The organism is Caballeronia jiangsuensis, assembly GCF_046030135.1.
GTDB classification, from domain to species: domain Bacteria; phylum Pseudomonadota; class Gammaproteobacteria; order Burkholderiales; family Burkholderiaceae; genus Caballeronia; species Caballeronia jiangsuensis.
In genome coordinates this window covers 1-26,877 of the sequence record NZ_JAQQDB010000039.1, presented here as the reverse complement: position 1 = coordinate 26,877, position 26,877 = coordinate 1, and the positions used below count along the sequence as shown (strand labels likewise).

Annotated in this window: 15 protein-coding genes and 1 pseudogene; 13 read left to right on the top strand and 3 right to left on the bottom strand. The window is 64.2% G+C overall.

What is annotated here, in order from left to right; all coding sequences use genetic code 11:
• Positions 1–58: 58 nt before the first annotated feature.
• The gene (locus tag PQR08_RS30415) at positions 59–2,050 is read left to right on the top strand and encodes an AAA family ATPase (protein ID WP_250487186.1); all 1,992 of its coding nucleotides are present in this window, start codon (positions 59–61) and stop codon (positions 2,048–2,050) included.
• Here the strand turns inward: PQR08_RS30415 and PQR08_RS30410 are convergent.
• Entirely contained in the window at positions 2,034–8,240 is a 6,207-nt protein-coding gene (locus tag PQR08_RS30410) for an autotransporter outer membrane beta-barrel domain-containing protein (protein ID WP_313761217.1), read from the bottom strand. The two genes, PQR08_RS30415 and PQR08_RS30410, sit on opposite strands and share 17 nt — an antisense overlap.
• A gap of 648 nt (positions 8,241–8,888) precedes the next feature.
• Here PQR08_RS30410 and PQR08_RS30405 point away from each other — a divergent pair.
• A complete protein-coding gene (locus tag PQR08_RS30405; protein WP_408163377.1) occupies positions 8,889–9,068 on the top strand; it encodes an antitoxin PaaA2 family protein in 180 nt (59 codons plus the stop codon).
• A 119-nt stretch (positions 9,069–9,187) separates the two neighbouring features.
• Here the strand turns inward: PQR08_RS30405 and PQR08_RS30400 are convergent, their stop codons facing one another.
• Complete coding sequence (locus PQR08_RS30400) at positions 9,188–10,147, bottom strand: alpha/beta hydrolase (protein WP_250487185.1); 960 nt, start codon at positions 10,145–10,147, stop codon at positions 9,188–9,190.
• Between the two features lie 191 nt (positions 10,148–10,338).
• Between PQR08_RS30400 and PQR08_RS30395 the strand changes: the two genes are divergently transcribed.
• The 6 genes from PQR08_RS30395 (at position 10,339) to PQR08_RS30370 (ending at position 18,385) form a co-directional block, all read left to right on the top strand.
• Positions 10,339–12,708 (top strand): ATP-binding protein, encoded by a 2,370-nt coding sequence (locus PQR08_RS30395; protein ID WP_250487184.1) that lies wholly within the window; start codon positions 10,339–10,341, stop codon positions 12,706–12,708.
• Positions 12,709–12,798: 90 nt separating this feature from the next.
• On the top strand, positions 12,799–14,076 hold the full coding sequence (locus PQR08_RS30390) for an acetyl-CoA hydrolase/transferase family protein (protein WP_250487183.1): 1,278 nt from the start codon (positions 12,799–12,801) through the stop codon (positions 14,074–14,076).
• Between the two features lie 59 nt (positions 14,077–14,135).
• Positions 14,136–15,407: a CaiB/BaiF CoA transferase family protein gene (locus tag PQR08_RS30385; protein ID WP_250487182.1), complete on the top strand. Its 1,272-nt coding sequence runs from the start codon at positions 14,136–14,138 to the stop codon at positions 15,405–15,407.
• Entirely contained in the window at positions 15,404–16,513 is a 1,110-nt protein-coding gene (locus PQR08_RS30380) for an NAD-dependent epimerase/dehydratase family protein (protein ID WP_250487181.1), read from the top strand. The genes PQR08_RS30385 and PQR08_RS30380 overlap by 4 nt, the downstream gene beginning before the upstream one ends.
• Positions 16,514–16,722: 209 nt before the next feature.
• Positions 16,723–17,478: a DUF4118 domain-containing protein gene (locus PQR08_RS30375; RefSeq protein WP_250487180.1), complete on the top strand. Its 756-nt coding sequence runs from the start codon at positions 16,723–16,725 to the stop codon at positions 17,476–17,478.
• Between the two features lie 70 nt (positions 17,479–17,548).
• Positions 17,549–18,385 (top strand): alpha/beta hydrolase, encoded by an 837-nt coding sequence (locus PQR08_RS30370; protein WP_284509214.1) that lies wholly within the window; start codon positions 17,549–17,551, stop codon positions 18,383–18,385.
• Between the two features lie 66 nt (positions 18,386–18,451).
• On the opposite strand, the pseudogene PQR08_RS30365 reads toward PQR08_RS30370, so the two are convergent.
• Positions 18,452–18,544, bottom strand: a pseudogene (locus tag PQR08_RS30365) (H-NS family nucleoid-associated regulatory protein); the annotation flags it as partial.
• A 118-nt stretch (positions 18,545–18,662) separates the two neighbouring features.
• On the opposite strand from PQR08_RS30365, the gene PQR08_RS30360 reads away from it, so the two are divergent.
• The 5 genes from PQR08_RS30360 (at position 18,663) to PQR08_RS30340 (ending at position 26,860) form a co-directional block, all read left to right on the top strand.
• The gene (locus PQR08_RS30360; RefSeq protein WP_250487178.1) at positions 18,663–19,064 is read left to right on the top strand and encodes a hypothetical protein; all 402 of its coding nucleotides are present in this window, start codon (positions 18,663–18,665) and stop codon (positions 19,062–19,064) included.
• 1,047 nt (positions 19,065–20,111) lie between these two features.
• Positions 20,112–21,491 (top strand): DUF1329 domain-containing protein, encoded by a 1,380-nt coding sequence (locus tag PQR08_RS30355; RefSeq protein WP_238211883.1) that lies wholly within the window; start codon positions 20,112–20,114, stop codon positions 21,489–21,491.
• Between the two features lie 115 nt (positions 21,492–21,606).
• Positions 21,607–23,424: a DUF1302 domain-containing protein gene (locus PQR08_RS30350; protein WP_250487940.1), complete on the top strand. Its 1,818-nt coding sequence runs from the start codon at positions 21,607–21,609 to the stop codon at positions 23,422–23,424.
• Between the two features lie 67 nt (positions 23,425–23,491).
• Positions 23,492–25,852 carry an efflux RND transporter permease subunit gene (locus PQR08_RS30345; RefSeq protein ID WP_250486553.1) on the top strand — a complete coding sequence of 787 codons (2,361 nt, stop codon included), beginning with the start codon at positions 23,492–23,494 and terminating at the stop codon, positions 25,850–25,852.
• Positions 25,853–25,864: 12 nt separating this feature from the next.
• The gene (locus tag PQR08_RS30340) at positions 25,865–26,860 is read left to right on the top strand and encodes a WD40/YVTN/BNR-like repeat-containing protein (protein WP_250486552.1); all 996 of its coding nucleotides are present in this window, start codon (positions 25,865–25,867) and stop codon (positions 26,858–26,860) included.
• Positions 26,861–26,877: the final 17 nt, after the last annotated feature.

Below are 26,877 nucleotides of genomic sequence, written 5' to 3'. Positions count from 1 at the left end.
AGAGGCAAGTCTCCGCATGAGAGAGACGCACACGTACGCGATACGAGGAAGAACCCCCATGAAACCGGGAAAGAATGGACCGTGGACTCGGCTGCGTGGCCGACGGCGACTGCTGATCTCCGTCGTTGCGTTCGTCGCCGTACTGATCGCGATCGGCTCAGCCGTAGTGCGGCACCGCATGGCGGACCAGCATCACGATCCGCTTCAGACGACGAGCATCGTCTATCAGATGCGGCAGGATCCGTCGCCATGGGCACGCACCGAGAACGACGCCTCGCGCATGCTCACGGATATCCGCGAGAAGCGTGTGGCCGCGATCGGCGTGACGCTCGATGCCATCCTCGTGTCGACAAAAAGCGGCCTGCAGTACTTCGTCAGCGACCGGTTCGCGGTGTTCTCGCAGTCGTTGCTGCTCAATGCAATCAAGGGCGAAAGCGCGCCGGACTACCAGATCGCGTGGCTGCCGAACGTGTCCATCGGCGCACAGGCGGGCATAGGTCCGTTGCTCGCCGTCTTGCGTGATTCGGTCGTCATGCTGGTGTACGTGCTGATGCTGGCCCTTATCCTCTGGTACGTGCGCCGCGAAATGAAGGGTGACGCCACGCTGATCACCGCGCCACCCGACACGAGTTTCGACGACGTGATCGGCGCGGTCGAGGCAAAGGCCGCGCTCGAGGACATCAAGGCCTATCTGCGCGATCCGAAGTCGTTCTCGAAGCTGGGCATCCGTCCGCCATGCGGCGTGCTGATGACGGGCGGTCCGGGGGTCGGCAAAACGCGGCTTGCGCAGGCGCTGGCGGGTGAGTGCGGCGCGCGCTTCATCGCGATCACGGGGAGCTTTTTCAGCGCGAAGTACTACGGCGTCGGCATTCAGAAGGTCAAGCATCTGTTCAAGACGGCGCGCAAGCATGGCCCGGTAGTGATCTTCATCGATGAAGCCGACGGGCTCGCCGCACGCACCAGCGGCGCGTCCGGTTCCGCCGACGCCGAAAGCAACCGCATCATCAATCAACTGCTCGCGGAGATGGACGGCTTCGAGAAGAACGAAGGCGTGATTCTCGTCGCCGCGACCAACTTCCCCGAGAATCTCGACGAAGCGCTCCGCCGTCCGGGCCGCTTCGATCGCATCGTGCCGGTGCGTCTGCCGGACGTATCGGATCGCGTGAAGATTTTCGAGTATTACCTGGGCAAGCTGCCGTCGTGTTCGACCGATATCGACTGCAATCAACTGGCGCGGCTGACGGTCGGTTTGTCGCCCGCGTCGCTGTCGATGATTGTCAACCAGGCCGGCTTGATCGCGCGCAGGCAAGGCGCGGGCATGGTGTGCGCGGAGCATCTGCGCGAGGCGGTCAAAGTCGCGCGCATCGGCGACGTGAGTCGTGCGGAGAAGGCGCTCGACGCGGACGAAGTGCGTCGCGTCGGCGTACATGAAGCGGGGCACGGCATTGTCGCTGCGCTGCTGGGCGCCGGCGTGCTGGAGGAACTGACGGTGCTGCCGCGCGGCGGTGCGTTGGGCATGGCGCTCATCACGAAGCCGCAGGACAAACACCTGTATCGCCGCAGCGAGCTGGAGAAGGAACTGATGGTGCTGCTCGGCGGACGCAATGCGGAGTTGCTGGTGTTCGGCGAGGCATCGAGCGGCGCGGCGCAGGACTTGCAGGAAGCATCGCGCATCAGTCTGGAGATGGTGTCGCGGCTCGGCTTCGGACGCGAAGGCAATCTGTTCAGTCTCGCCGCGCTACCGCGCGAGAGCGCCGGACGGCAACTCGACGGTGCGATCGAACAGGCCAATGCGCTATTGAACGAGATGAACGAGCGCTGCTTCGACCTGCTCGCGCGAAACGAATCGATCCTGCGCGATGTCACTCTTGCGCTGACCAGGACCGAGACGGTGCCCGGCGCATATGTCTATGATCTCATCCGCGAGAGCGAAGTCACGCGGCCGCCCAAGCTGGAAGCGGTGTATTTCAGTGCCTCGACCAGCGAGCGGGCTGCCGATGACTTGATGCCTTTCGCGGCTCCCGACGATGCCGTCAGAATCTGTACTTAAGCCGGACCTGTCCGCCGTTCTCAACCTCGTGCGCGGCAACGACTCCGTCGTACTCCAGACGCACATCGAGGCGCTTGGTCGTATACACCTCCACCCCGGCGGAGAACTTGCCTGCGACGTGCGCATTGGTGAGCGTATTGGTGAAGTTGCCGTAACCCGGGGCAGCGGCAAAGGACGCGTCGGTCGTGTAGCTATTGCCTGCAATGAAGCTGACCCCGGCGCCGACATAGGCGTCGACTGTCGCTGACCCGATCTGCGCACGCGTCCCGATCCGCAGATTCGGTGTGCCGGTCGCAATGAGGCTGTTCGCGCTCTTCACCTTCAGGTTCAGCGCACCCGCACCGCTCTCCGTGTAGCCGGGGAGATTGACGTCGTTCAGATCGGCGTCGAGTGCCGGCTCCAGGTAGAAGCGGTCGAACGGGATCTGGTAGGCCGCGCGCAAGTGCAGTCCGAGCGTGTACGAATCGGGCGAGGCGGTCGCCACCGCGTTGGCGCCCGGGATGACGCGCGAGCTGTTCATCCAGCCGTAGCTGGCGTCCGCCGCACCGGTGAAAGTCCACGGCCCGACCTCGTGCTTCAGCGCGACGACGCCCAGAAGCGCATTGCCGTTGGCGCTCGTCAGATTGTCGTTGCCGGTGAAGCGGTCGGTCTCGTAGCCGATGGCGCCGCCGAGGAACCAGCCGGGCTGCAGTTCGACCTGACCGCCGACCTTCATCGTCGAACCTTGCCAGCCGTAGCCCGGGAAGGAAGCGTCGGCGCTGCGATTTTCCCACATGCCCGAGGCGCGGAACCACACGCAGGAGCCCTGCTTTCTCACGGCGGTGTCGTCATCGGCGAACACCGGGCAACTGAAGACGGAGCGCGCGAATGCCTGGCTCGCCTGGTAGCGCGCCGCAGCGATGCCGAGCAGTTCCTGGCCGGAGACGGCGGTCAGCGTCTGCGCATAGCCCGACGCGCTACCGACGTTGCCGAAGGCGCCGAAGATGGGTGCGAAGGCGGGATCGGCACTGTTCCACAGCCGGTCCAGGTTGGCTGCGACGCTCTGCTGTGTGGCCGAAGTACCCTTGCTCGCACCCACGAAATCCGCATCGGTCTTGATGGCGACGGTGTTGCCCTGCATCACTGGCGTGAAGCGGTAGACGGGCGTCGAGGTACCCGCGAGCGTCGCATCGGGCTGGATGCCGCCGGCTGCCGTCAGCACAGTGCTCGTACTCTTCAGATAGCTCACCGGGTCGACCTGCACCTTGCCGGCAAGCGCGGCGCTACCGGTAACATCGAGCAGATCGGATCGTTTGTTGGCCGGGTCGATCTGGACGTTCAGCGCGCCAGTCGGACTCTGCACGAGATTGCCGGTGAGCACCGTCTTGCCGACCGAGTTGGCGCCGCCGACTTTGAGCGTGCCGGCGTTGTTCACCGTGCCGCCTCCGACGGCCAGCTTGGTAGGTGTGTCGATCACGCCTCCGGCCAGATTGTTGACGACACCGCCGCTACCAATGTCGATGTCGCCGGTGATCGTGCCGGAGTTGTTGACCGTGGTGCTGGCAGGCCCGCCCCCGTACACCGTGGGGTACGCCAGGATCGCGTATTGGCCTAGCGTCTGTATGGTGCCCTGGTTGGTGATGACGTTGTTATTGCCCCCAAGCAGACGGATTGCGGCAGCATCGCGATACTCCGGGTCCTGGCCCACCATCTTGCCCGTCGGGAAATTGGGATCGGTCGTGCCGCCTACGACTTTCGAGCCGGGCGCCAGGTTGATCGAGATGCGCCCGCCTGTCTGGCCGTCGCTCTGCGCCAGGATGCCGGCGGACCCGACGCCTGTCGCCATGACCGTGTCGTTATTCCTGACGTTGACGAAGACCGGGCCGCCCCCGCCCGCGCCACCCGCGCTGCCCTCTCCCATCACATTCGGCAAGTTGATTGCGTTGAAGTTGGAGACCACCAGACCACCGCCGCCGCCGATCGATTGCGCGAAGATCGCCGGCGCGTACCGGCCGGTCGTCACGACCTTCCCGCCGTTTGCCACGATGACGTTGACGGTGCCGCCATTGCCGCTGTTGGCAAATACCGCGTTGTTCGTAGCGCCACCGTAGCCCTGTGGGGCGGACGGGTCTCCGGCAAAGCCCCCGCCACCGCCGACCGATTGTGCGACGATCCCATACGCGCCGTCACCGCTGGTGGCGACAGTGTTATTGGTGTCGACGACAAGAACGTTGCCGCCATCGCCCTTCGCGCTACCGGCGCCGGAGGTCGTGTTCGCGATCTGTCCGCCCACCACGAAGCCGCCCCCGCCGCCGATCGACTGCGCGAGGATACCGTGCGCGTCGAGTCCGCTCGTCGTCACGTTGCCTTCCGTGTTGACAGTGACGTCGCCGCCCTTTCCCGAGCTGCCGTTCTGACCGCCGAAGCTCAATGTCACCCCGTAGACGTCGGCAAGCCGTCCCTGAGGATTCACGATGATTTTGGAGGGATCGAACGTTTCATCGCTGCTCGCGGTCGTCACGACACCGCCGCCGCCGCCGATGCTTTGCGCGAAGATGCCGACGCTGTGCTTGCCAAGTGTCGTGACCGTGCCGTCGTTGTCGACGCTCACGGTGCCGCCATTCCCGGCGCCTCCGCCATTGCCGCCCACGGCGACCGACAGGCTTTTCAGCGAACCGCTGATCGCCCCCGACATCGCGCCGTTGCCGCCACCGCCGCCTACGCTCTGCGCGTACACGCCAAACGCTTCCACCCCTTGCGTCTCGACTGCGCCATTCGCATTCTGCACGACGCTCACCGCACCGCCAGAGCCGGCCGCGCCGCCGCTGCCGCCCACGGCGACCGCGGCCTGCACTTTCGAATCATTGTTCGACTTGCCGACCGAACTCGCCGCGCCCCCGCTGCCGCCGCCGCCGCCGACGCTCTGCGCGAAGATGCCGTGGGATTGCGCGCCATAGGTGCCGATCGCGCCGGTGTTGCTGGTGTTCACTGCGCCGCCCTGGCCACCCGCGCCGCCGCTGCCGCCGACCGACACGCCAACGCTGATCTGTGACACGGTGCCCAGAACTTTCGATACCCCATCCGGCTGCGTGAGGAGCTTTTCCAGATCGCCGTAAGTCGCCTTGATTTTTTCGCCGACCACGCCGACCTGCAGGATGTTGTTGCCCAGGTTCTGCACATCCTGGTTGAGGCCGAGGCCCTGACCCAGAATGCCGAACAGGGTCTGGGCATTGGAGATCGTATCGAGGCCGCCGCTGCCGCCCGCGGCCGCCGCGCCCTTGCCGCCTTTGCCCCCGCCGCCGCCGACGCTTTGCGCGAAGATGCCGGTCGAGGCCGCGCCGCGGGTGACGATGTTGCCGTTGTTGGTCGTCGTCACCGTGTTGCCGTCGCCGCCGACGCCACCCTTGCCGCCGACACCCACGGCGATAGCATCCTTGCCGCCGCTGGCCGCAGCGGTACCCCCGCCGCCTGCGCCGCCGCCGCCGCCCACGCTCTGGGCGAACACGGCGTCCGAGCCGTCGCCGCGCGTCGCGATCGAACCGTCGTTGGTCAGGCCGACCGTGCCGCCCGTCCCCCCCGTTCCACCCGTTCCGCCCACCGCGATCGACGCGCTGAAGCTGGCTTTGGCGTTAGCCGCCGTTGCCGAGGCATCGCCCGTGCCGCCATTGCCGCCTCCACCGCCAATCGACTGTGCGAACACGCCGTGGGCGTCCTGGCCCAGGGTGGCGATCAGCCCGGAGTTTTCCAGCTTGACGGCGCCGCCCGTGCCGCCGCTGCCGCCGCTCCCGCCGAGAGCCACGGAGACCGACAGGGCCGCGCCCTTGGCAGGCGACGCGGAGTAGGACGCGGCGGTTGCGTCGCCGCCCGTACCACCGCCGCCACCGACGGATTGCGCGAAAACGCCGGTCGCGCTGTCGCCCGCCGTGGTGATCAAGCCGGAATTATCGAGCGTGACATTGCCGCCGGTGTTACCGGTCCCGCCGGCGCCGCCGATCGCGACGCTGACACTGATTGCAGGAACGTTGGGGCTGCCCGATGCGGCAACGGCACGCGCCGTGGCGCTGCCGCCGGAGCCGCCGCCGCCGCCGATGCTTTGCAGCACAACTCCTTCGGCATCCGAACCATACGTGGCAACCTGTCCCGTGTTGGTCAGCGAAACCGCGCCGGCCGCGCCGCCTCCGCCGCCTTGTCCGCCAATGGCAACCGAACTCGACAGAGGGCCGCCGACCGTGAACGCTGTAGCGTTGCCGCCATTGCCGCCACCGCCGCCGATCGACTGGGCCTTGATGCCGGCGGCGTGGTCGCCGTGGGTCGTGACGAGCGCGCCGTTGTCGACCGTGACCTGGCCACCCGAGCCGCCACCGTGGGCATCCCCGCCGATCACCATGGTGATGAGCCCTCCGCCGGCCGACGTCGCGCTGCCGGCGTTGCCGCCCGAACCGCCGATGCTTTGCGCGAGTATCCCCGCGCCACCGCTCTGGTCGAGGCTGCCAAATACGCTGTTCTGGCCCAGCGTGAGTTTCACCGCGCCGCCGTTGCCGCCCTGGCCGCCGTTGCCGCCGATCTGGAAACCCGCACCAACGGTGACGCCGCTGGCGTCGCCGCCGCTTCCGCCGCCACCGCCGATGCTCTGGGCGATCAGCGGAATGCTGCCTTCGCCCGATGTGCTGCCGGTCGTGACGAAGGCGTGGTCCGAGTTCACCGTGACCGCACCGCCATCGCCGCCCGCGGCACCTCCACCGCCCGAGCCGTTCAGCACGAAGCTGACACTGCCGCCATTGCCCCCGCCGCCGCCGATACTCTGCACCAGGGCGCCATGCGTATAGGGGCCGTTCGTTTTGATTGTCGCCGTGTTCGTCGCGTCTCCGAGGGCCAGCGAAGCGCTCCCGCCGGCGCCTGCCTTACCGCCATTGCCGCCTTCACCCACGGTAGTGTGCTGGGCGCCGTCACCGACACCGCCGGCGCCTCCATTGGCCTGTACCAGCACCCCCTCGCCCCCGATCAACCCGCCAGCAGACTGCCCTGCCGGAACACTCGCGGTGTAATCGATGGAACCAAGGACGGTGGCGCTCGCGCTGCCCCCATTCCCGCCGTTGCCGCCCGCACCACCTTCATTGCGGACGTTGCCGTCGATGGCGGTGCCACCTTCCCCGCCCGCTCCGCCATTGGCCTTGGCGGTTACGCCGCTGCCCGGCTGATTCTGACTGTTCACCGGTTGCATCTGATCGGAGAAAGCGATCTGGCCACCGCTGCCGAGTTCCGCGCTGGCTGTGCCGCCGTTACCTCCGTCGCCGCCGGTCCCGCCAAAACTGCCACTTCCACCGAACGCGCCGCCAGCGTAGCCGCCCTTACCGCCATCGGCATTGGCCTGCATCGGAAAGATCTGGCCTGTAGGGGTGCTGGCGGTCAGACTGCCGTTCTGATACGCAAGTGTCGCGGTACCGCCGGCGCCGCCATTGCCGCCCTTGCCTCCATGGCCTTCCACGACAAGATCGGCCGGAGTGGGCGAGTTACCACCTTCCCCGCCGGCCCCGCCCACGGCGGACGCTCGCAGGCCGACGCCATAGAACTGGATATTGCCGGAGGCGGTAAGCGTCGCCTGACCACCCCGCCCCCCTTGTCCCCCGTTGCCGCCATAGAGCGGCTGTCCGCCTTGGGTATTGGACTCGGCACCCGCTCCGCCGGTACCGCCATTGGCTTCCACGTCGAGCGCAACTTCCGGAAGGACACCTTTCGAGTCGGGACCAACCGTGCCGCTGAACTGCACGGAGACCGCGCCGCCATTGCCAGCCGCTCCGCCGTCTCCAGTGTGGGCCGAGCCATTGGCGTCAAAACCGCCTTGTCCGCCGGCACCGCCGGCACCACCGTTGACGGACCATCCCGCGCCTATCGTGGGGCTGATGAAGGTCGGCGCGAAGCCCCCCTTCACCGTGATTCCGCTATTGACGCTGTTGAAGGAACCACCCGACTGACCAGCGAAGCCATCCTGGCCCCTTCCGTTCCAGGAGCCGTCGTCAGCGCCTTTGCATCCCATCTGCCCTGAGGCGTTCAGGTAATACTGGGGAAGCGGCGCTGCGCCAAACGACTGATTGGAGAAGTTGGTCTGTGCAGGCGCCGTCGGCAGCGCGGGATTGGCGCTGCTGTTGCACTGGGCGCGCGCCGCGACCGGAACCAGCAGCGTAGCAAGCGACGCCACGGCCAACGCAACCACTGTCCGACGCCTGGCTCCGCAGCCATCCTCTACACAAAGCGCCGACGTCACTGCCCGCGCAGACTCACAATTCGATGAATGCTTGAATATGTACACGATCTTCCCCAAACTGGTTTCAGTCTTTTTAAAAAAGACATCGAATTTGTCTGCGAGTCGCGCAGAGACTGGTTTTGCTAGCGATCCAGATCGATCGAAAAAACTTTGATTTCTGGATGCTTCGAATAACCGGAAGTCGGCACTGGCAAGTGACCCTTATGAAATTGAGTCTCGCCCAGTGTGATTAATCTTTAAATGTCGTCAAAATATTGTCGGCGGCGGTTTTCTACTTGATACAGGCTGTTGGAATAAGCTGATCCGCATTCTCAAGCGTCTTTGCCGCGAAGCCCTACGTGGACCTGATCAGACTTGAGTCAATCAGCAGACGCCATGCTGCTATACGTTGCATCAGGCCGATGCACCCAATGCGCATTTGAAAAACACCAATCAATTGCGCTTATTCTGGATAGTGCTCGCGGTGAATTAGAAATTTATTAGTAGGATGGAACGGCAGGTATCGCGAGCCGTTCTTTGTTCAATTTAAGGCACTAGAGGCGAACCGTCAGTCCAGCACGAAAGCCGAGCACGAGACGAGCCGATCGCGCGGACGCAATGACTCGGACGTACTCAACTGAGGTCGCCTATAAAAAGTGTTTTGGTGAAATGGTGCGGGCATCGTTGGACGATCCGCGACCGAACGTGCCGCATGCATCGGTTCAAACGGAACGCAATCAATTGCCCGGATCGTACAGGTGCAACGCGAACTGTACTACGCAAAAGTTGTGCTTCTGACGCCGAGAGCGGTGGGAGCAGATCAGACGGCGAAGTATTCCTCTCGGCTAACCCCGCCCCAACCCGCGAGAGAACAGACCGGACCCGCTCCCCGCCCACGATTCCTCTTTCAACATCGCTCAGTTCGGATGAGGTTCCACAGGCCAGGCAAGCTCGGTGCGCGGATCATGCCCCCGCACCGTGTAGCAGGAACGCACGAAACTGCGGTAGGCGTCGACGATGCCGGTGCCGTGCGTCTCGCCCCGGATCACCTCGGCCGTCGCGCGCAGCCCCGGCAGCGGGGTTCGGCGGATACGGTCGACGAGCGCCAGGTAGTTGTGCGAAAGGTCTCGGTAGAGGGCGAACTCGCTGCTCGTCTCGCTGTCGTTGATCGTCAGGTGCAGCCGGGGCGGCAACGTGCTGTCGCCCTCGGCGATGCGGCGATCGTAGCGCCGGAACACTTCACTCTGCGCCGACAGTATGCCGGGGCTGCTCGCTCCGATCACCGTGAACAGCGGGCTGGCCGTCGCGAACACGTACATGGCGAAGAGGCCGCCGTAAGAGTAGCCGAACAGGCCAACGTCATCGGCATCCACCCGCCAGCGCTCGGCGATCCGAGGGTGCAGTTCGCGCTCGATGAAGGCGAGGAACCGATCGCCGGCGGAGTGGCTGAGATCAGCGAGGATCGCGGCGTACTGCTCCTCGCTGAGTGTTCCCCGTTCGACGCGCGGGCGCAGATGAGCCGCCATCTGATGAGGGAACGGCTCGCCCGGCGGCACGAGGTCACGATTGCGCACCTTCAGGAAGTTTCGCGCGTCATCGCCCAGGTATCCGATTGTCACCTGAATGAACGGCCGGATCGGGCTGGTCTCGTGCATCATCATCAGCGAGCCAGTGGGGGCGGTGATCGCAAGTTGCGTGTTGCCGTCCGCGACGTAGAGGACGGGCAGTGCAGCATCTCCCGCGCCATATCCCGGCGGTACCGTCACCCAGACCGCAAAGGCGCCGCCGACGATCTCCGAGCGCAGGGTGAACGATCGTGTGGTCGCGATCACCTCGCGCAATTCCGGTTGCCAGGCTTCGAGCGCGGGTGCTGTCATTCAATACTCCTTTCGTCACTCCCCATGGGAGAAAACCGTGCGTGGCTGGATCTCGGCTACGAGCGTCTCGTAATATAAAGTATTTTATGGTGCTGGATAAATGACGACTCGCAGTTCGGCCACTGGCCAAAGGAAGCAACAGATGCGGCATCCGCACCGACACTTGCAGTGCCACCGGCGCCGGAGCGGGCATGCCTTCGCCTGACCAGGGCAATCTGCCGGCCGAGGTATCGAGCTTCATCGGTCGTACAGCCGAGCTTGAGGAGGCGCGCGCCCTGCTGGTCTCGACTCGCCTGCTGACCCTGATCGGCTCTGGCGGGGTCGGCAAGACTCGCCTTGCCAAACAGATCGCCGCCGAGCACCAGAAGGCCTTTCGCGAGGGCGTATGGTTCGTCGACCTCACGGATATCATCGACGGCGACCTGCTCCCATCGGTGATCGGTGCGAGGCTCGGCCTCTTTCACACTCCGATCGAGACCGCCGGCGATCTCGCCGGGCACCTGCGCGGACAGCGCCTGCTGCTCGTCGTCGACAACTGCGAGCATCTGATCGAGCCGGTCGCCGTACTGCTCCACGATCTGCTTGCTGCCGCCCCCGGGCTTCGCGTGCTCGCGACGAGTCGGCAAGTGCTGGGCGTGACCGGCGAACGCGTGCTTCCGATACCCCCGCTCGCAGCACCGCCGGCCGACGAAGCGGCCGCGAACCGCGACGGTGCTGCTCTCGCGGGAGCAGCATCCCCGGCGATCCCCGACGCGGTCTCGCTGTTCGCGGACCGCGCGGCGGCGGCGCTGCCCGGGTTCGTCGTCGACCACTCCAACCGGGATCTGCTGTACCGGATCTGCCACCGCCTGGAGGGGATTCCCCTCGCGATCGAGCTCGCGGCAGCGCGGCTGCGTGCCTTCTCGCTCGACATGATCCTCGAGCGACTCGACGGCTCCCTCCGGGCGCTCGCAAGCACGCTGCGAACGACGCCCGAGCGTCACCGCACCCTCGAGTCGACGGTGGCCTGGAGCTATGAGCTGTGCTCCGCGCCCGAGCAGGTGCTGTGGGCTCGTCTCTCGGTGTTCGCCGATGGCTTCACCGTCGATGCGGTCGAAGACGTCTGCAGCGGCGGGCCGATCCTGCGCGAGCAGATCTTCGACCTGCTCACCGGGCTGGTCGACAAGTCCGTCCTGACCCGTGAGGGAGGCTCGGGCGGCGGACCGTCACGGCTGAAGATGCTCGGCCTGCTTCGCGAATTCGGGATCGAGCGGCTGCGCAAAGCGGGCGAGGAGGCGCAGTTCAGGCGGCATCACCGCGACTATTTCTGCGCGCTGGCCGGGCATGGCCAGACAGCGTACTTCAGCCCCCGCGAGATGGAGTGGGCGCGGCGCGTGCGAGACGAGCACGCGAACCTGCGAGCGGCCGCCGAGTACTGCGCCGAATTGCGCGATCACGCCTCGGTGATGGCGATCGTCGCGCCCCTCCAGTTGTACCGGGTCGGCGCCAGCTACGTCGTCGAGGAGTATCGCTGGCTCGCCTCTGCGCTCGAGCACGACCGCACCCCGAACGAGACCCGCGCACGCGCGCTCGTGGCGTGTAGCTATGCGGCGTCGCTCATGGGCAACGGCGACGAAGCCGAGCAGCGCGCGCGAGAGGCCGCCGACCTCGCCGACGCCCTGAATCTGCCCGGTGTTGCGGCCGACGCCGCGTGCGGCATCGCGCGCGCAAGCTTCCACGGCGGAGATCGCGCGCGTACGTTGCGCCTCTCTGAAGCAGCGGTTGCCCTCTGCACCGCCTCGGGCAATCTCGCGGGCGCGTGCGACGCGCTTTACCGCGCAGCGGTCACCGCACTCGGCATGCACGACGACCGAGCCGCCGAGTTCGCCCGGGCGTCTCTTGCCCTCGCGCAAGAGCATGGATCCCCCTATCGCATCGCGAGCGGGCTGTGGATCGACGGCTTCTGCCTCTGGCGCGCCGGCGATCATCAGTTCGCCTCGGCCCGCCTGCGGGAAGCGCTGCCGCTCTACGAAGCCCGAGGCTTCATAGAGGGCATCGCGATGTGCTGCGAAGGACTGGCGCTGACCGCCGCCGCACTCGGACAGGCCGAGCACGCGGCGACCCTGAAGGGAGCCGCCCACGCCGCGTGGCGCAGAGCCGCGGCTCCGTTTCCGCAGGCCGTCGTGCGCAGTCTCGGCACCGACATCGTCGACGAGCAGATCCGGAAGGCACTCGGCGAGGCGCGCTACCGCGCCGCATTCAACCACGGCGCCGCGTTCTCGGTGGCCGAGGCGGCTCGCTATGCCGTCGGCGACGCACCCGCCCTCGCCCCGACCGAAGCGCCCGCGCGCCGGCCGGCCGACGCCGCCAAAGCACTCGTTGCCGAGGGACTCACCCGACGCGAGGCCGAAGTCGCAGCCCTCATCGCCGAGGGGCTCAGCAACCGGCAGATCGCTGAGCGGCTCGTGATCGCCCAGCGTACCGCCGAGGGGCATGTGGAGCGGATCCTCGCCAAGCTCGGCTTCCGATCCCGCGCAAGTGTGGCCTCGTGGGTCGTCAAGCGGCAGCGAATACCCGAATGAGCAACGGGGAGCGATTCAGGTATTTCTCCCGGCGCGCGCGGCAACACGCATGGGTAACATGCATGCATCATCGCTCCGACGCACGCATCCATGACCGCCCCGACGCACGCCTCTTCCGGATTCTCACTGGCCGATTACCTGCGACCGCATGACACCGTGCTGGTCGGTCAGGCCGCTGCCGAGCCGCACGAACTCGTCGCGCAGCTCATCGACGCATCGCAGCAGATCGCGAATCTCACCGTGGTATGCGGGTACGCGCTCTCGGACGACTGGAAGCGCGTGACGCGCGGCAAGCCGCGAGTGGCCACCTACTCTGCGCACGGCCCGCTGCGTGGCCTGGCGCGCTCGGGCGAGATCGACATCCTTCCCAACCACTACAGCCACTTCGAGCGTCTTGTCACCACTGGCGCGTTTCAGCCCGACGTGATCCTGCTACAGCTGCCCCCGCCCGATCCGGACGGGTACCACAGCTTCGGCACCTCGGTCGATTACGTCGCGAAGGCCGCGCAAGCGGTTCCGGCAGCCGCAACGGCAGGATCCGACCGTCGCGGTCCCATCGTCATCGCCGAGATCAACGAGAACATGCCCTCTACGCGCACGAAGTGGCGACTGCACCACTCACAGATCACCGCTTCGTTTACGACAGATCGACCGCTGGAGGGCACCCCCGCCCGCGCACTCTCGGACACCGATCACGCGATCGCGCGCAACGTCGCATCCGTCGTGCCCGACGGCGCCTCGATACAGCTCGGCATCGGCGCACTTGCGACAGCGATCGGGCGCGCACTCCGCGAGCATCGCGAGCTGCGCGTGCGATCCGGCCTCGTCGGAGACTGGCTGCTCGACCTCGATGCTTGGGGGGCACTGGCAAGCGGTGAGGACGCCTGCGTCGCGGGCATGGCACTTGGCAGTCCTGAACTCTACGATTTCGTCGCGCGGCACGACCGGATCCGTTTCATGCCCATCACCGATCTGACCGCATCGGAGGCCCTCGCGTCCTGCGATCCCTACATCGCGGTGAACTCCGCCCTCGAAGTCGACCTGCTCGGGCAGGTGAACGCCGAAGTCGTCGGCGGCCAGTACATCGGCGCGCTCGGCAGCCAGGTCGACACCTTCCGCGCGACCCGCATCGCGCCATCAGGCCTCGCAATCGTTGCACTGCCGGCTCGCAGCCCCAAAGGCGCCACCCAGATCGTCTCCGCGCTCAGCGGACCCGTCACCTCGTTGCAAAGCGACATCGACATGGTGATCACCGAATACGGTGTCGCCGATCTGCAGGGCACCACCGCCGCAGAACGTGCGGAGCGCCTGATCGAGATTGCCGCCCCTGAGCACCGCGACGCGCTGCGCGAGGCGCGTCGATTCTGACCCCGACTGCGCACCAGCGCACACCAAGCGCATTGATCACACACGACGAGGAGCCCGATATGCCCAACATCCCCTTCACTATCGGAGGCGCCGAACGCGGCGCACTGCCTCTAAGCGGCGTTCGCGTAGTCGATCTCACGCAGGTGGGCGCCGGCCCATACTGCACCTCGCTGCTGGGCGATCTCGGCGCCGATGTCATCAAGGTCGAGCCGCTCGAAGGAGACAGTTTCCGCTACGTCGACGACGCATTCGGCGAGGGCGAAAGCGCCTACTTCTACGGCGTGAATCGCAGCAAGCGCTCCATCGCGCTGAACCTCAAGAGCGAACGCGGCTTCGAGGTGCTCACCCGGCTCGTCAAGGAAGCCGACGTGTTCGTCGTCGCATTCAGGCCCGACGCCGTGCGGCGCATGGGCATCGACTACGAGTCCCTGCGCAAGATCAACGGCCGCCTCATCTACTGCTCCATCACCGCATTCGGTGAGACCGGACCGCGTGCGCACCTGCCCGGCATGGACATCCTCGCGCAAGCGATGAGCGGAATCATGGGCGTCACCGGCGAGATCGGCGGAGGCCCCGTGAAGGTCGGCGTGCCGATCGCCGACTTCGCCGCCTCCTACCTGCTCGGCTTCGGCGTCTGCGCCGCGCTGCGCCTGCGCGAGCAGACCGGTCATGGCGACAAGGTCACGGTCAACCTGCTCGACGGCCTGATCGCCAGCTTCGCGAACTACCTGACGGTGTACGACAAGACTCGCGTGCCGTTTCGCCGTCAGGGCGGCGGGCACCCGCAGCTCGTGCCCTATCAGCCGTTCCTCGGCTCCGACCAGCGGCACTTCATCCTCGCCTGCATGAACGACAAGTTCTGGCAGAAGATGCTGCCGCTGCTCGATCGCTACGGCGACTTCCATGATCCGCGCTTCGCCACGAACACCGGCCGCGTCACCCATCGCTCGGAGCTGTGCGGTCGACTCGAAGCGATCTTCGCGACGCAGCCCGCCGATTACTGGCTCGCGGAGCTCGAAGCCGCCGGCGTGCCCTGCGGCCCGATCCACGCGCTCGAAGACGCGATCGAAGATCCACAAGCCATCGCCAACGAATCCCTCACCACGCTCAATCACCCGATCCACGGCGAGTACCGCGTGCCCAACAACCCGATCCGTTTCGCGGAAGCTGCCACCGGCCCTCGCGGCTACGCGCCCGCGCTCGGTGAGCACACCGCCGAGATCTTGCGCGAAGCCGGGTTCGACGACACGGAGATTGCATCGCTAACGCGCGCCGGCATCGCCCGAGAAGCATCGACACAGCAGCAGAACCACACGGAGACAGCATCATGAAGGCACTCGTCATCGGGGGCACCGGCCCCACAGGTCCGTTCATCGTCGAGGGGCTGCGGCAGCGCGGCTACGAGACCACCATCCTGCACACGGGGTGGCACGAGATCGACCTGCCCGCCGACGTGCCGCACATCCACACCGATCCGAACTTTCTCGAAGGCCTGACCGAGGCGCTCAAGGGCCGTCGCTACGACCTCGTCGTGGCGACCTACGGGCGCCTGCGCCTCTTCGTCGATGCGCTCGCGGGTGTGAGCGAACGGCTGATCACCATCGGCGGCGCGGCCTACGGCGACAACCTGGCGCGCCCCTCCGCCGAGGACGGCCCACGCAAGACGGGGCACAAGCTCAGCGAGAAGATCGTGCAGACCGAGCAGATCCTCATGGACGCCCACGCGGCCGGACGCTACAACATCACTCACCTTCGCTATCCCTGCCTGTTCGGGCCTCGCCAGCTCGCACCCCGCGAGTGGAGCATCATCCGACGCCTGCGTGATGGGCGCACCCACGTCCCCGTCATCAATGGCGGCCTGACCCTGGAGACCAAGGCGTACGTCGAGAACGCTGCGAACGCGATCCTGCTCTGCGTCGATCGACCTGAAGCATCGTCGGGACAGGTCTATAACGTTGCGGACGCCTACACGCCATCCGACGCGACCCTGGTGCGCACCATCGCGAAGGTGATGGGCGTGGAAGTCGAACTCGCGAACTTCACGCCCGAAATGGGCCGACCGGCCTACTTCTGGGGCGCCAACCGGGATCTCAACTTCACCAGGACCGGCCTCCCGCCCACGACCCACCATCTGCTGATCGACAGCGGCAAGATCCGCAGCGAGCTCGGCTACACCGACCTCGTCGGCTTCGAGGAAGGCATCGAGCGCACCGTCGAGCACTACCTCGAACATCCTCTCGAGAGCGCAGCTGAACAGCAGATCGGGGACCCCTTCGACTACGCGGCAGAGGACACGTTCATCGCGATGCTCAACGAGATGAACGCGCGCGCCGCGGAGCTGCCGTTCGCGGGTGTGCGGTACCAGCACCCCTACGCGCATCCCAAGGCTCCGGGCGAGGCCGGGGCTGGAGAGACTGGCGCTGCGTCGCAAAGCTGAAGATCCGAGGCGCTCCGGCTGACGATTCGACGGTGGTTACGCGAGCCGTCGAATGGCGACCGTACGCGCCGACGAGCAGCATTCAAATTCAGCAAAAGACGATGTTTGACGAAGAACACGGCTGATACGATTCGCGCCTTTGCTGCGCATCTGTCCCCAAGTTGGCTGCTCGGCAAAGCTCCTCGGAACGACGGCCCACAGTCAGACACATGCAAGTCCAAAATGCCCGTCGCTGGGCGCCTCGCGGGGCACGGAGATGGATTATCGCGCTCGTCGCGCTAGGTATCGCGAGCGCAGTACGGCTGCTATTGCATCCGCTGCTCGGTCCGGTGATGCCGGGCACGGCCTTCAGCATCGCAGCCGTTCTCATCGAGTATTACTTTGGCCTCGCGCCCGCGCTGACAGTGCTGCTGGCGGGACTGTGCATCGCCGATTTTCTGTTCGTGCCACCCTACGAGGCGCTGGGAATCATCGATCGGTCGGATGTGATGTTCGCGGTCTCGTATCCGCTGGTGGCGCTCGTCGTCATCACGCTGCTTGAACGGTTGCGGCGCGCCCAGTTTCGAGCCGAGCTGATCGCGTCCGTCGCGCAGTCGCGCTACGAGATGCTGCTGCGGCTCGACAACGAGCGCGCGCTCGCGCGCCGCGCCGTCGACGAGACGCATCGGCTGCTGCGTCATCTGTCGCAGCATCACGAGCGGTTCGTGCTGATACAGGCGATCGAGCGCCCGTCCGCAGGCGCTGGCGTGGCGCCGCGTCAACCCATCGGGATTGCACCCGGCCCGCGCTTCGACGATGTTGATCCGGACGACATCCGCCGTTTCTCGAATGCGCTCGTGCCGGGAAGCCATCGCGTGCGCCTGCGCTCGGCGAATGCATCCGTTGCGGCGCAGCTCGTCGACTGCATCTGCGAACGATTCGTCACGCACGCGGGCGATTTCCTCGTGCTACGCATCGGCGACTGACGGAGGGCATGCCGTGAACAACAACGTCGAGCGCACCATTTTCAACGAGGGCGACGGCCATGCCGTGCTGATGCTGCACGGGCTTTCCAGCTCGCCGCTCGAAATGCGCTACCTCGCCCGCTTCCTTAACAAAGAAGGCTTCACGACATGCGCGCCCGTGCTCGACGGTTACAGCGCGGGCACGCGCGAACAGGCGATGGAACATTGGCTCGACGCCGCGACGCGCGAATACGACGCCCTCGCCGCACGCTACGAACGCGTGTCGATCTGCGGACTGTCGATCGGCGCGGCACTTGCCCTTGCGCTCGTGCATCGGCGGCCGCAAGCACAGGCCGTCGCACTGCTGTCACTCACGCTCGCCTATGACGGCTGGGCGATCCCCTGGTATCGCTTCCTGCTGAACCTGGCCTATTACTCGCCGATGCGCTTTCGCTACCGCTATCGCGAATCGACGCCATATGGCCTGCGCAACGAAGCGTTGCGCGCCAAGATCGCCCGCGCGATGCAACGGGACGATCTCAGCGAAGTCGGTCCGTCCACGATCTCGTTGCCGGCGCTTCATCAGGCGAACCGGCTCGCAGCGCACGTGCGCGCGCGCACGCGGTCAATCCGCAACGACTGCCTGATCGTCCACGCAATCGACGACGAGACGTCGAGTCCGCACAACGCGCGCATCGTCGCAGGCTCGATCGGCTCGGCCGTCCTGCGCACAATCTGGCTCGACGACTCGTACCACATGATCACATCCGATAACGAGCGCGAGATCGTCGCGCGTGAAACCGCGCTCTTTCTGCGCGATAGCGAAATGGCGAGCCGCACGGGTCATGCCAGTGGACAGCCGGTAGCATCGAAAGCGTTGACGCGGCGTCTGCGGCAACTGGCGGCGGTCGGAAAGAAGAGCGCGTGAAAGACGGGTAGCACACGTCACACACACCGCCCCGCCCGGGTGGTGACTGCCGCGTCAAAAGAAACATTAGCCCACGATCTCGAACCTCTCGCGCTTCTCGCCCTTGATCCATAATGGCTCACGACCGCGCCCACTCCACGTCGCGCCCGTCTTCGGATCAGCCTTCCATCGGGTCAGCGCGCAGTTATGAAACGTATGTTGCCGATCCGTACGGTGCGCTTTTCCTGAACGGGCGTCTGGTAAGCTGCCGCGAGATACGTCTTCGTGGGCATCCATAATGCATCGAGCATCGATCGCAATCCGAACATTCTTCGCGCTGTGCTTACTCGGGGCAACATTTAATCATCTCGCGGCGATCTTCCAGCACGGGTTGCTTTGGGACTACGGCTATGGAGCCGCAATCTCGCCGGCCAGTAAGGTCTATTGGGATACTCTGGCGTTCCTCGATCCGTTGGGCGCAATGCTTTTATTTCTCAAACCACGAGCCGGTGTGTGGCTAACGGTGCTCATCATCGTAAGCGACGTGCTGCACAATACCTACTACGTGGCAATGCACGATCAGTGGTCAGTTCCGTTCTATCTGGCACAAGCTGGATTCCTTGTTGTTGTGCTATGCCTCGCGCCGGTCGCAATGCGAGGGCTGTCGTCGCGGAGACCAGCGATGAGAAGTGCGGCGTAATCGTCAGCGGTTGCAGCGATAGGCAACTTCGCGAACAGCCATACGAGTTAGCGAACCGCGTGGCCGGGAGCTCTGGCGTGCGCGCTGCGTTCGGCACGGTCTCTTCCGCTTTGATGAGGCCACAGCGTACGTGCGCGCAGCATCCAGATCACCGCGCCGCCATCGCAAGCGTCTGCTGAGAGAAAGAAGGCTCAGACACACATCGAATGGACGTAAAACCAATCCAATGGGCGAGTCAGGGACTTCATATTAACGCTGTGCATAGCATCAATATGAATACTTCGCTCTTGCTTATGCGACAGGACCAAGTTCCAATGTCGCCATAAATTAGCTAGTTGAGACGAAGTATGAGAGGTACAGTATCCCTTACAAAGAACGCCAGCCTGGATTTCAGTTGACGGTGGCCTGACCCGCCGAAGCCGCTGAAGACTTACATGAGGACGCGTGGCCAGCGCGCCGATGACTCGGCCCGCACAGACCCTCCAAAGGCTTGGCGTTGATCGCGGATAAGCACGGCCCACGGTGACCGAGGCGAGCGAACCAAGTATCTAGATCATGCTTCCTTATCGGTATACATACCTATTCATCCTATTACTAAGGGTATGTCCCACGCTTTTTGATGCTCTCCTACGACCCGAAGTTCTTGCTTTATAGGCTGCTATACCTACAATATATCTTCGAGGTGACCTATAAATTTGTTGACGCCGGAAATATGCATGGTTACCGTCGCTTTCCATGACAGCCCACTCGAAAAGAAATTCATGACAGCCGCTCGGTCCGGGATCGGATGATCGCTTCCCGCGGAAGAATCGTCAGTCTCGACGCTTGATACATGACGAAGCAGCCGTAATGGACTGTTTCATTTCGACAGATATATTTCGTTATCCGAATTTTTATTCAATGCTCGATTCGATAACTGGAAAAGTCCGCATTGCCCGGTAACTCGTTCTCGACGAAACCACGCACTACGATCGCCCGCATCGATTGTGTCGGATTTTGCTTTGGTCAGACGCAATTCCAAGTCCTGTTACACGAGGAGTCAACACCGTGAATTTCAGTCAAGCTGTCATCGCCCTCGCAGTCCTGGGCACGCTCTCCAATGCGTCGTACCCGGCGACGCAGGCCGATGCTGACCGGCTAGGCAATGACCTGACTCCGGTCGGCGCGGAAAAGAGCGCCAGCAAGGACAACGCCATTCCTGCCTTCACCGGCCCGAGCAAGCCGACGGGAGACTGGTCATACGGCAAGGTCCGCGAAGACTTCTGGAAGTACAAGGATGAGAAGGCCACGTTCATCATCGACGCCTCGAATGTCGACAAGTACGCGAACAACCTCTCGGCGGGGCAGATCGCCCTGATCAAGCAAGTCAAGGGCTACACGATGCCGGTGTATCCGACTCATCGTGAATGCAGCGTGCCCGATTTCGTCGCGCAGAACACGAAAGACGGAATACTGAAGTCCTCCATTGCGAAGGACGGATGGTCGCTCGAGAACGCCACCCTGCCGGGCGTGCCGTTTCCGGTCCCGACAACCGGCATACAAGTGATGTGGAACTGGATGATGCGGTATCAGGGCGTCGGCGTGGAGTGGCCGGACGGGTACACCTATGTGTCGCCACGCCCCGGCGCGGCGCCCATCATCGTCCGCTGGAACCAGCAGACGTACTACCCGTGGGCGAAGAAGGGGCAGCACACGCCGGAGGACGAGCAAGGCCTGCACACGGGCATTTTCTACGGCTATTCGGAACCGGCGGCGCTTGCAGGACAAGGCATCGTGCAGCGCTACTACTACAAGAAAGATACCGACTCTTTCTACTATTTCACCGGCCAGCGGCGCGTCCGCCGTCTGCCCGCCTACGCCTACGACGCGCCTGCCATCGGGTATGACAATCAGTACCCCTATGATATGAATTACGTCTTTACGGGCAATCCGGATCGTTTCGACTGGAAGCTCGTCGGCAAGAAGGAAATCTACATCCCGTACAACGAGCTTGCGATGCAACGATTCAACAGCAAGCTGAGCGATGCGACACAACCGGATCTCGTGAATCCCGCGTTGAGACGCTATGAATTGCATCGAGTCTGGGAAATCCAGGGCACCGTCAAGGCCGGCTTCCGCCATACGACGCCGACCAAGACACTCTATGTCGACGAGGATAGCTGGCTCGTCGCCATCGGCGATGATTTCGACGCCCAAGGGAAGATCTGGAAGGTCAAGGAAAACTACATCGCTCCCGAATGGGAAATCGGCGCCTGCTCGCTTGCCGGCGCCAGCTACACCGACCTGATCAGCGGCCGCTATATCTTCGATATGACCGTCATCGGCACCGGCAAGGACCTCAAGTTCTACTCTCCCGGCGCGACAGATCCGCGATTCACCAGCAGCTACTACACCGGCGAAAACCTGAGCGCGATCAGCAGTCGATAAGCAGCCCGAACTTCCCACAACCCGGCGACAGAAACGCACGGTACGACGCCACGGAGCGTCGTGCCGTGCTGCGTCACGCGTATCGCCGCTCACGACATCAGCCCAGGAGGCAGACATGGCACGGCTTGCAACAAAGGCATTGCTCTCCGTCGTATGCGGCGCTTGCGCGTCCGACGCGGCCCAAGCATACGAGTTCGATACCGGCATCAAGGATATGCACGCTTCATGGGTAACGAACCTGACGGCCGGCATGGGGATTCGCACCAAGAACCCCAGTTGCTCATTGACGGGCGACCCGACCGCGAACGGTTGCGGCGCGGGCGCGAACACCGCGCAATGGGCCAACGGCGATGACGGCGATCTCAACTATAAAAAGGGCAGGCCATTTACCACCTCGTTCAGCGTGACGAGCGAACTGCTCCTCACGATGCCCGCCGATGGCTGGAAGGCCATGATCCGCGGCACGGCAATGTACGACTTCATGGCCGCCAACACCCAGCGCACCGAGTTGAGCCAGGCGGCGCAGAACCAGGTCGTGCGTGACGCGCAACTGCTCGACCTGTGGGTCCAGAAGGACTTCACGATCGCCGACCAGACCGCACACATTCGAGTCGGCAATCAGGTCATCAACTGGGGCGAGAGCTACTTCGCGCCGGGCGGCATCAACGCGACGAACTCGCTCGACATTCAGAAGCTCCTCGTTCCGGGCACGCAACTGAAGCAGGCCATTCTCCCCGCGCCGATGATCAGTTTCGCCACGGGCCTGCCCGCCGGGTTCTCGACCGAGGCCTACTATCAGGCGTTCTGGAACGGCAACCGCTTTCCTCCGGTCGGCTCGTACTGGTCGGTCACCGACGTTTTTGGGCGCGGCGCTCAGCCATTCTCGCTCAACACGAAGAACTTCAACGTCAGCGGATACGACGCCGCGACCATCGCGGGCGCCGGGGCCAAGAATTCTGCATTCCTAAACGGTGTCAACCAGAATCTCGTCAACGGTATGTACGCGGGGCCGCCTTTCAACTCGCTGGGTTCGCCTTCGAACGTCTATCTTCCGGGCAACAAACCGCAGTTCGGCGTGAAGCTGGGTTACAAGCCGCCGGCCATCGACGCGAGCTTCGCCTTCTACTACATAAACTATACCGACAAGTCGCCGGTGCTGACGTATCTCGCCAACGGCGGTACACGGTGGGACAACCAGACGAACCGGCAGCTCTTTGGTGTTAGCAGTAATTTCTCGCTGGGCGACTGGTCGATCGGAACGGAGCTGTCCTACCGCCCGCGTGATGCCGTCACTTTCTCGGGCTGCTATGCGGCGGGCGGCCCGGCCGACGCGAACACCAACTTCGGCGGTGTCGACTGCAAGGCGTACATGGACGCCAAGAAACTGCAGTTCGACATCAACGCCCAGTTGAGTCTCACGCGGTCCACCTATCCGATTCTGAATCTCATGAAAGCGGATATGGCGCTCTTCACGGCCGAACTGACCTGGATCAAGTACCCCGGCCTCAGCTCCGACTCCCAATACTTTCGCACGGTGAACGGGAAGACCGTCTATCAGTTGGCGGACGCGGGATATCTACCGTGGCTGAACAACAATTCCGGTCTTGGCTATCCGATCGCCGCGGGTAAAGGCACGTCGAATTCCGTCGGCTTGACGGTCGATTTCAACTGGACCTATGACGGCACGCTGGTCCCCGGCTGGCAGGTCACGCCGGGCATCACGTTCTATGACGCGCTCACGGGCTACACGCCGACGCTGCAAGCGAACTACATGCAGGGCGCGAAATCGGTCAACGTCTATGTGCTCTTCAACCATAACCCGACGACGTGGCAAGGCGGCATCAACTTCACGGCATTCTTCGGCGGCAACTCGCTTTCGCAGCCGTATGCCGATCGCAATTTCGTCGGCCTTTTCGCGACTCGCAATTTCTAGGCGTTTCGTGGGCATCCGGACTCCGCGCCCGGATGCACCGCCCAGTCCAAATAAATGAGGACGTCTCATGCTAAACAGGTTGATCGGTCACCTGGAGAACCAGCTTTTTCGCCATCGCTTCGTCGTGTTGCTGGCCCTTGCGCTGCTGACGGCAACCATGGGATGGTTCGCGGTCCAACTTCGGATGGACGCGGGGTTCGAAAAGCAGATTCCCGTGGGGCACGAATACGTCAAGACCTTCCAGCAATATCGCAACGAACTCTTCGGCGCGAACCGTCTGACCGTGGTGGTCAAGGCGCGTCACGGAACGATCTGGACCAAGGCTGCGCTGACGCGCCTTTACAAGGTCACGCAGGCGGTGATCCTGCTGCCCAACGTCGATCGTCTGGGCGTCCAGTCGCTCTGGACGCCCAACTCGTTCGTCAATGAAATCACCGAGGAAGGCTTCCGCAGTCAGCCGATCATCTCCGGCACCCTCACCGACGATACGCTGACTCCTGACGATGTCGCGAACATCCGGCGCTCAACGTCGGATGGCGGCTTTATAGGGTCTCTCGTCTCACGCGACCAGACCGCCGCGATGATCACCGCGGAGATCAATGAAACGGGCGCGGATGGCAAGAAGATCGACTATGTGGCGTACAACCACATGCTCGAAAAGCTGCTGCGCCAGCCCTACGAGGACGGCGACTATGAAATACAGATCATCGGCTTTGCCAAGCAGATCGGCGATATCGCCGACGGCGCGAGTTCGGTGCTGGTGTTCTGCGGAGTGGCGCTCCTTCTGACCGCGCTCGCGGTCTACTGGTATTGCCATTCGGCGCGCTTCACGATTCTTCCTGTCATGTGTTCGCTCACCTCGCTCGTCTGGCAGTTCGGCGCGCTGCGCCTGCTGGGCTACGGACTGGATCCGCTCGGCGTGCTGGTTCCCTTTCTCGTCTTCGCGATCGGCGTATCGCACGGCGTGCAGCAGATCAACTACATGACGCGCGAGCTCGGTCACGGCAAGTCGTCGATGGAGGCGGCCAGGCTCAGCTTTTCGGGCCTGTTCGTTCCCGGCACGCTTGCCCTCCTCACCGCGCTGGTCTCGTTCGTCACGCTGCTGCGCATACCCATTCCGATGATTCGCGAACTCGCGATCACCGCCTCGCTCGGTGTGGGCTTCAAGATCGTCACCAATCTCGTCATGCTGCCGCTCGTCGCGTCGTACTTCACCTTTTCGCGCGATTACGCCGCCAAGGTGTTGAAGAAGCGCGAGCAGCGCGTCGGATGGCTGCGCACCCTGGCGCGCGTGGCGGAGCCGCGCAATGCGGTGATCGTGCTGGTGGCGGTCGGCGCCCTGTTTGCGACGGCGGTCTGGGAAAGCCGCGACCGCGTCGTCGGGACGCTTCAGCCCGGCGCGCCGGAACTGCGGCCCGAGTCGCGCTTCAACCGCGATGCGGTAGCGATCGCGAGCGGCTTCGACGTCGGGCTCGACTGGTTGTCCGTCGCCGTGGAGGCCCCGGCTGACTCGTGCGACAACCCCGCCGTCGGGACCTTCGACGATCAGCTCGCCGATTCCCTCAGACGTGTACCGGGCGTGGTGTCGGTCGCGTCCTACCCGGCGATGCTCCGTCAGTACAACGAAGGTTATAACGAGGGCAATCCGCGCATGAGCGTCGTGCCGATCGACCCGGTGAACTACGCGGGGCTCTCCGCCGAGATCGGGCGCGTGCGCGGCTATCTGAACAAGGATTGCAGCATGACGGCGATCCATGCGTATCTCAGCGACCACAAGGCCACCACCATCAACGCCGTTATCGCGGCCGTCGTGAAGTATCGCGACAGTCATCCGACGCCCGGCATCAAGGTGCGGCTCGCGGCCGGCAATGCCGGCTTGCTGGCGGCAATCGACGACGAAGTCGAGAAAAGCGAGCTGCCCATGATGCTGTATGTCTACGCGGCGATCGTCCTGCTCGTGTTCTTCGCGTATCGCGACCTGCGCGCGGTCATCGCGTGCTGTCTGCCGCTCACGGTGGGAACCTTCATCGGCTACTGGTTCATGAAGAAGTTCGAGATCGGCCTGACCGTGGCGACCTTGCCCGTGATGGTGCTGGCGGTCGGTATCGGCGTGGATTACGCGTTCTATATCTATAACCGGCTGCAGGCTCATCTCGGCGCCGGCGAGGAGATCGTCCGGGCGCTCGAACATTCCATTCTCGAAGTGGGTATGGCGACGATATTCACGGCCATCACGCTCGCCATCGGCGTCGCGACGTGGAGCTTCTCCGCGCTCAAGTTTCAGGCCGACATGGGCAAGCTGCTCGCCTTCATGTTCATCGTCAATCTGGTCATGGCGATGACCGCGTTACCGGCACTCGCTGTCGTGCTGGACAGGCTGTGTCCGCGCCGCAAGCCGGTTCGGCCGCCCAGCGTATTCAGTCATTGACAGGAGGCGAACGTGAAGAGATTCCCTTTCGGCAAGAGGTTCGCGGCGTGCTGTATTGCGTCGGCTTTTCCGGCGCTCGCGACAGTGGCCGCAGCAACCGCCGGCACGGACCAGGGCGGCCCTGAACTGCGCGTCCAGCCCGCCGAGCAACTGATGACCGCGACGCGAACGCAGATCCTCGCGGCCACGCGGGCCGGCAAGCGCATCGTCGCGGTGGGTGATTTCGGCGTGGTGCTGCTGTCCGACGACGATGGCGCCACGTTTCGGCAGGCGCGCTCGGTACGCGCGCGCTCGACGCTCACGTCGGTCACGTTCGTCGACGACCGTACCGGCTGGGCCGTGGGTCACTGGGGCACCATCCTGAAGACGGTCGACGGCGGAGAAACCTGGGCGCTCGAGCGCTCCGATGTCGCGAGCGACCGGCCGCTCTTCTCCGTGTACTTCAGGAATGCGCGCGAAGGATTCGCCGTGGGCCTCTGGTCGTTGCTGCTGCACACCATCGACGGGGGCAACACCTGGACCGAGATCAAGGTTCCGCCTCCTCCGGAATCGAAGAAGGCCGACACGAACCTGTATCACATCTTCGCTAACGCGCGAGGCACGCTCTTCATCGCGGCTGAACAGGGGCGCGTCCTGCGCTCCGCCGATGGCGGCGCATCGTGGCACTACCTGAACACCGGCTACACGGGATCGTTCTGGACCGGCGCGGTCACCAGGGACGGCACGGCGATCGTCGCGGGTTTGCGCGGCACGGTCTACCGGAGCACGGATGACGGCGAGCATTGGCAGCGCGCGGCGACATCGCTGCAAGGTTCGATCACCGATATCGAGCAGCTCGAAAACGGCGACATTGTCGCCGCTGGTCTCGATGGAGATGAATACACGAGCCACGACGGCGGCGTGTCATTCCAGGGCGTGCAACGCGCCGATCGCGCCGCACTGACCGCCGTGGCGGCTGCATCGGGTTCGAAACCCGTCTGGTTTTCCAAGAATGGACCTGTCAGATAGACTTGTCGGGGGGGGGG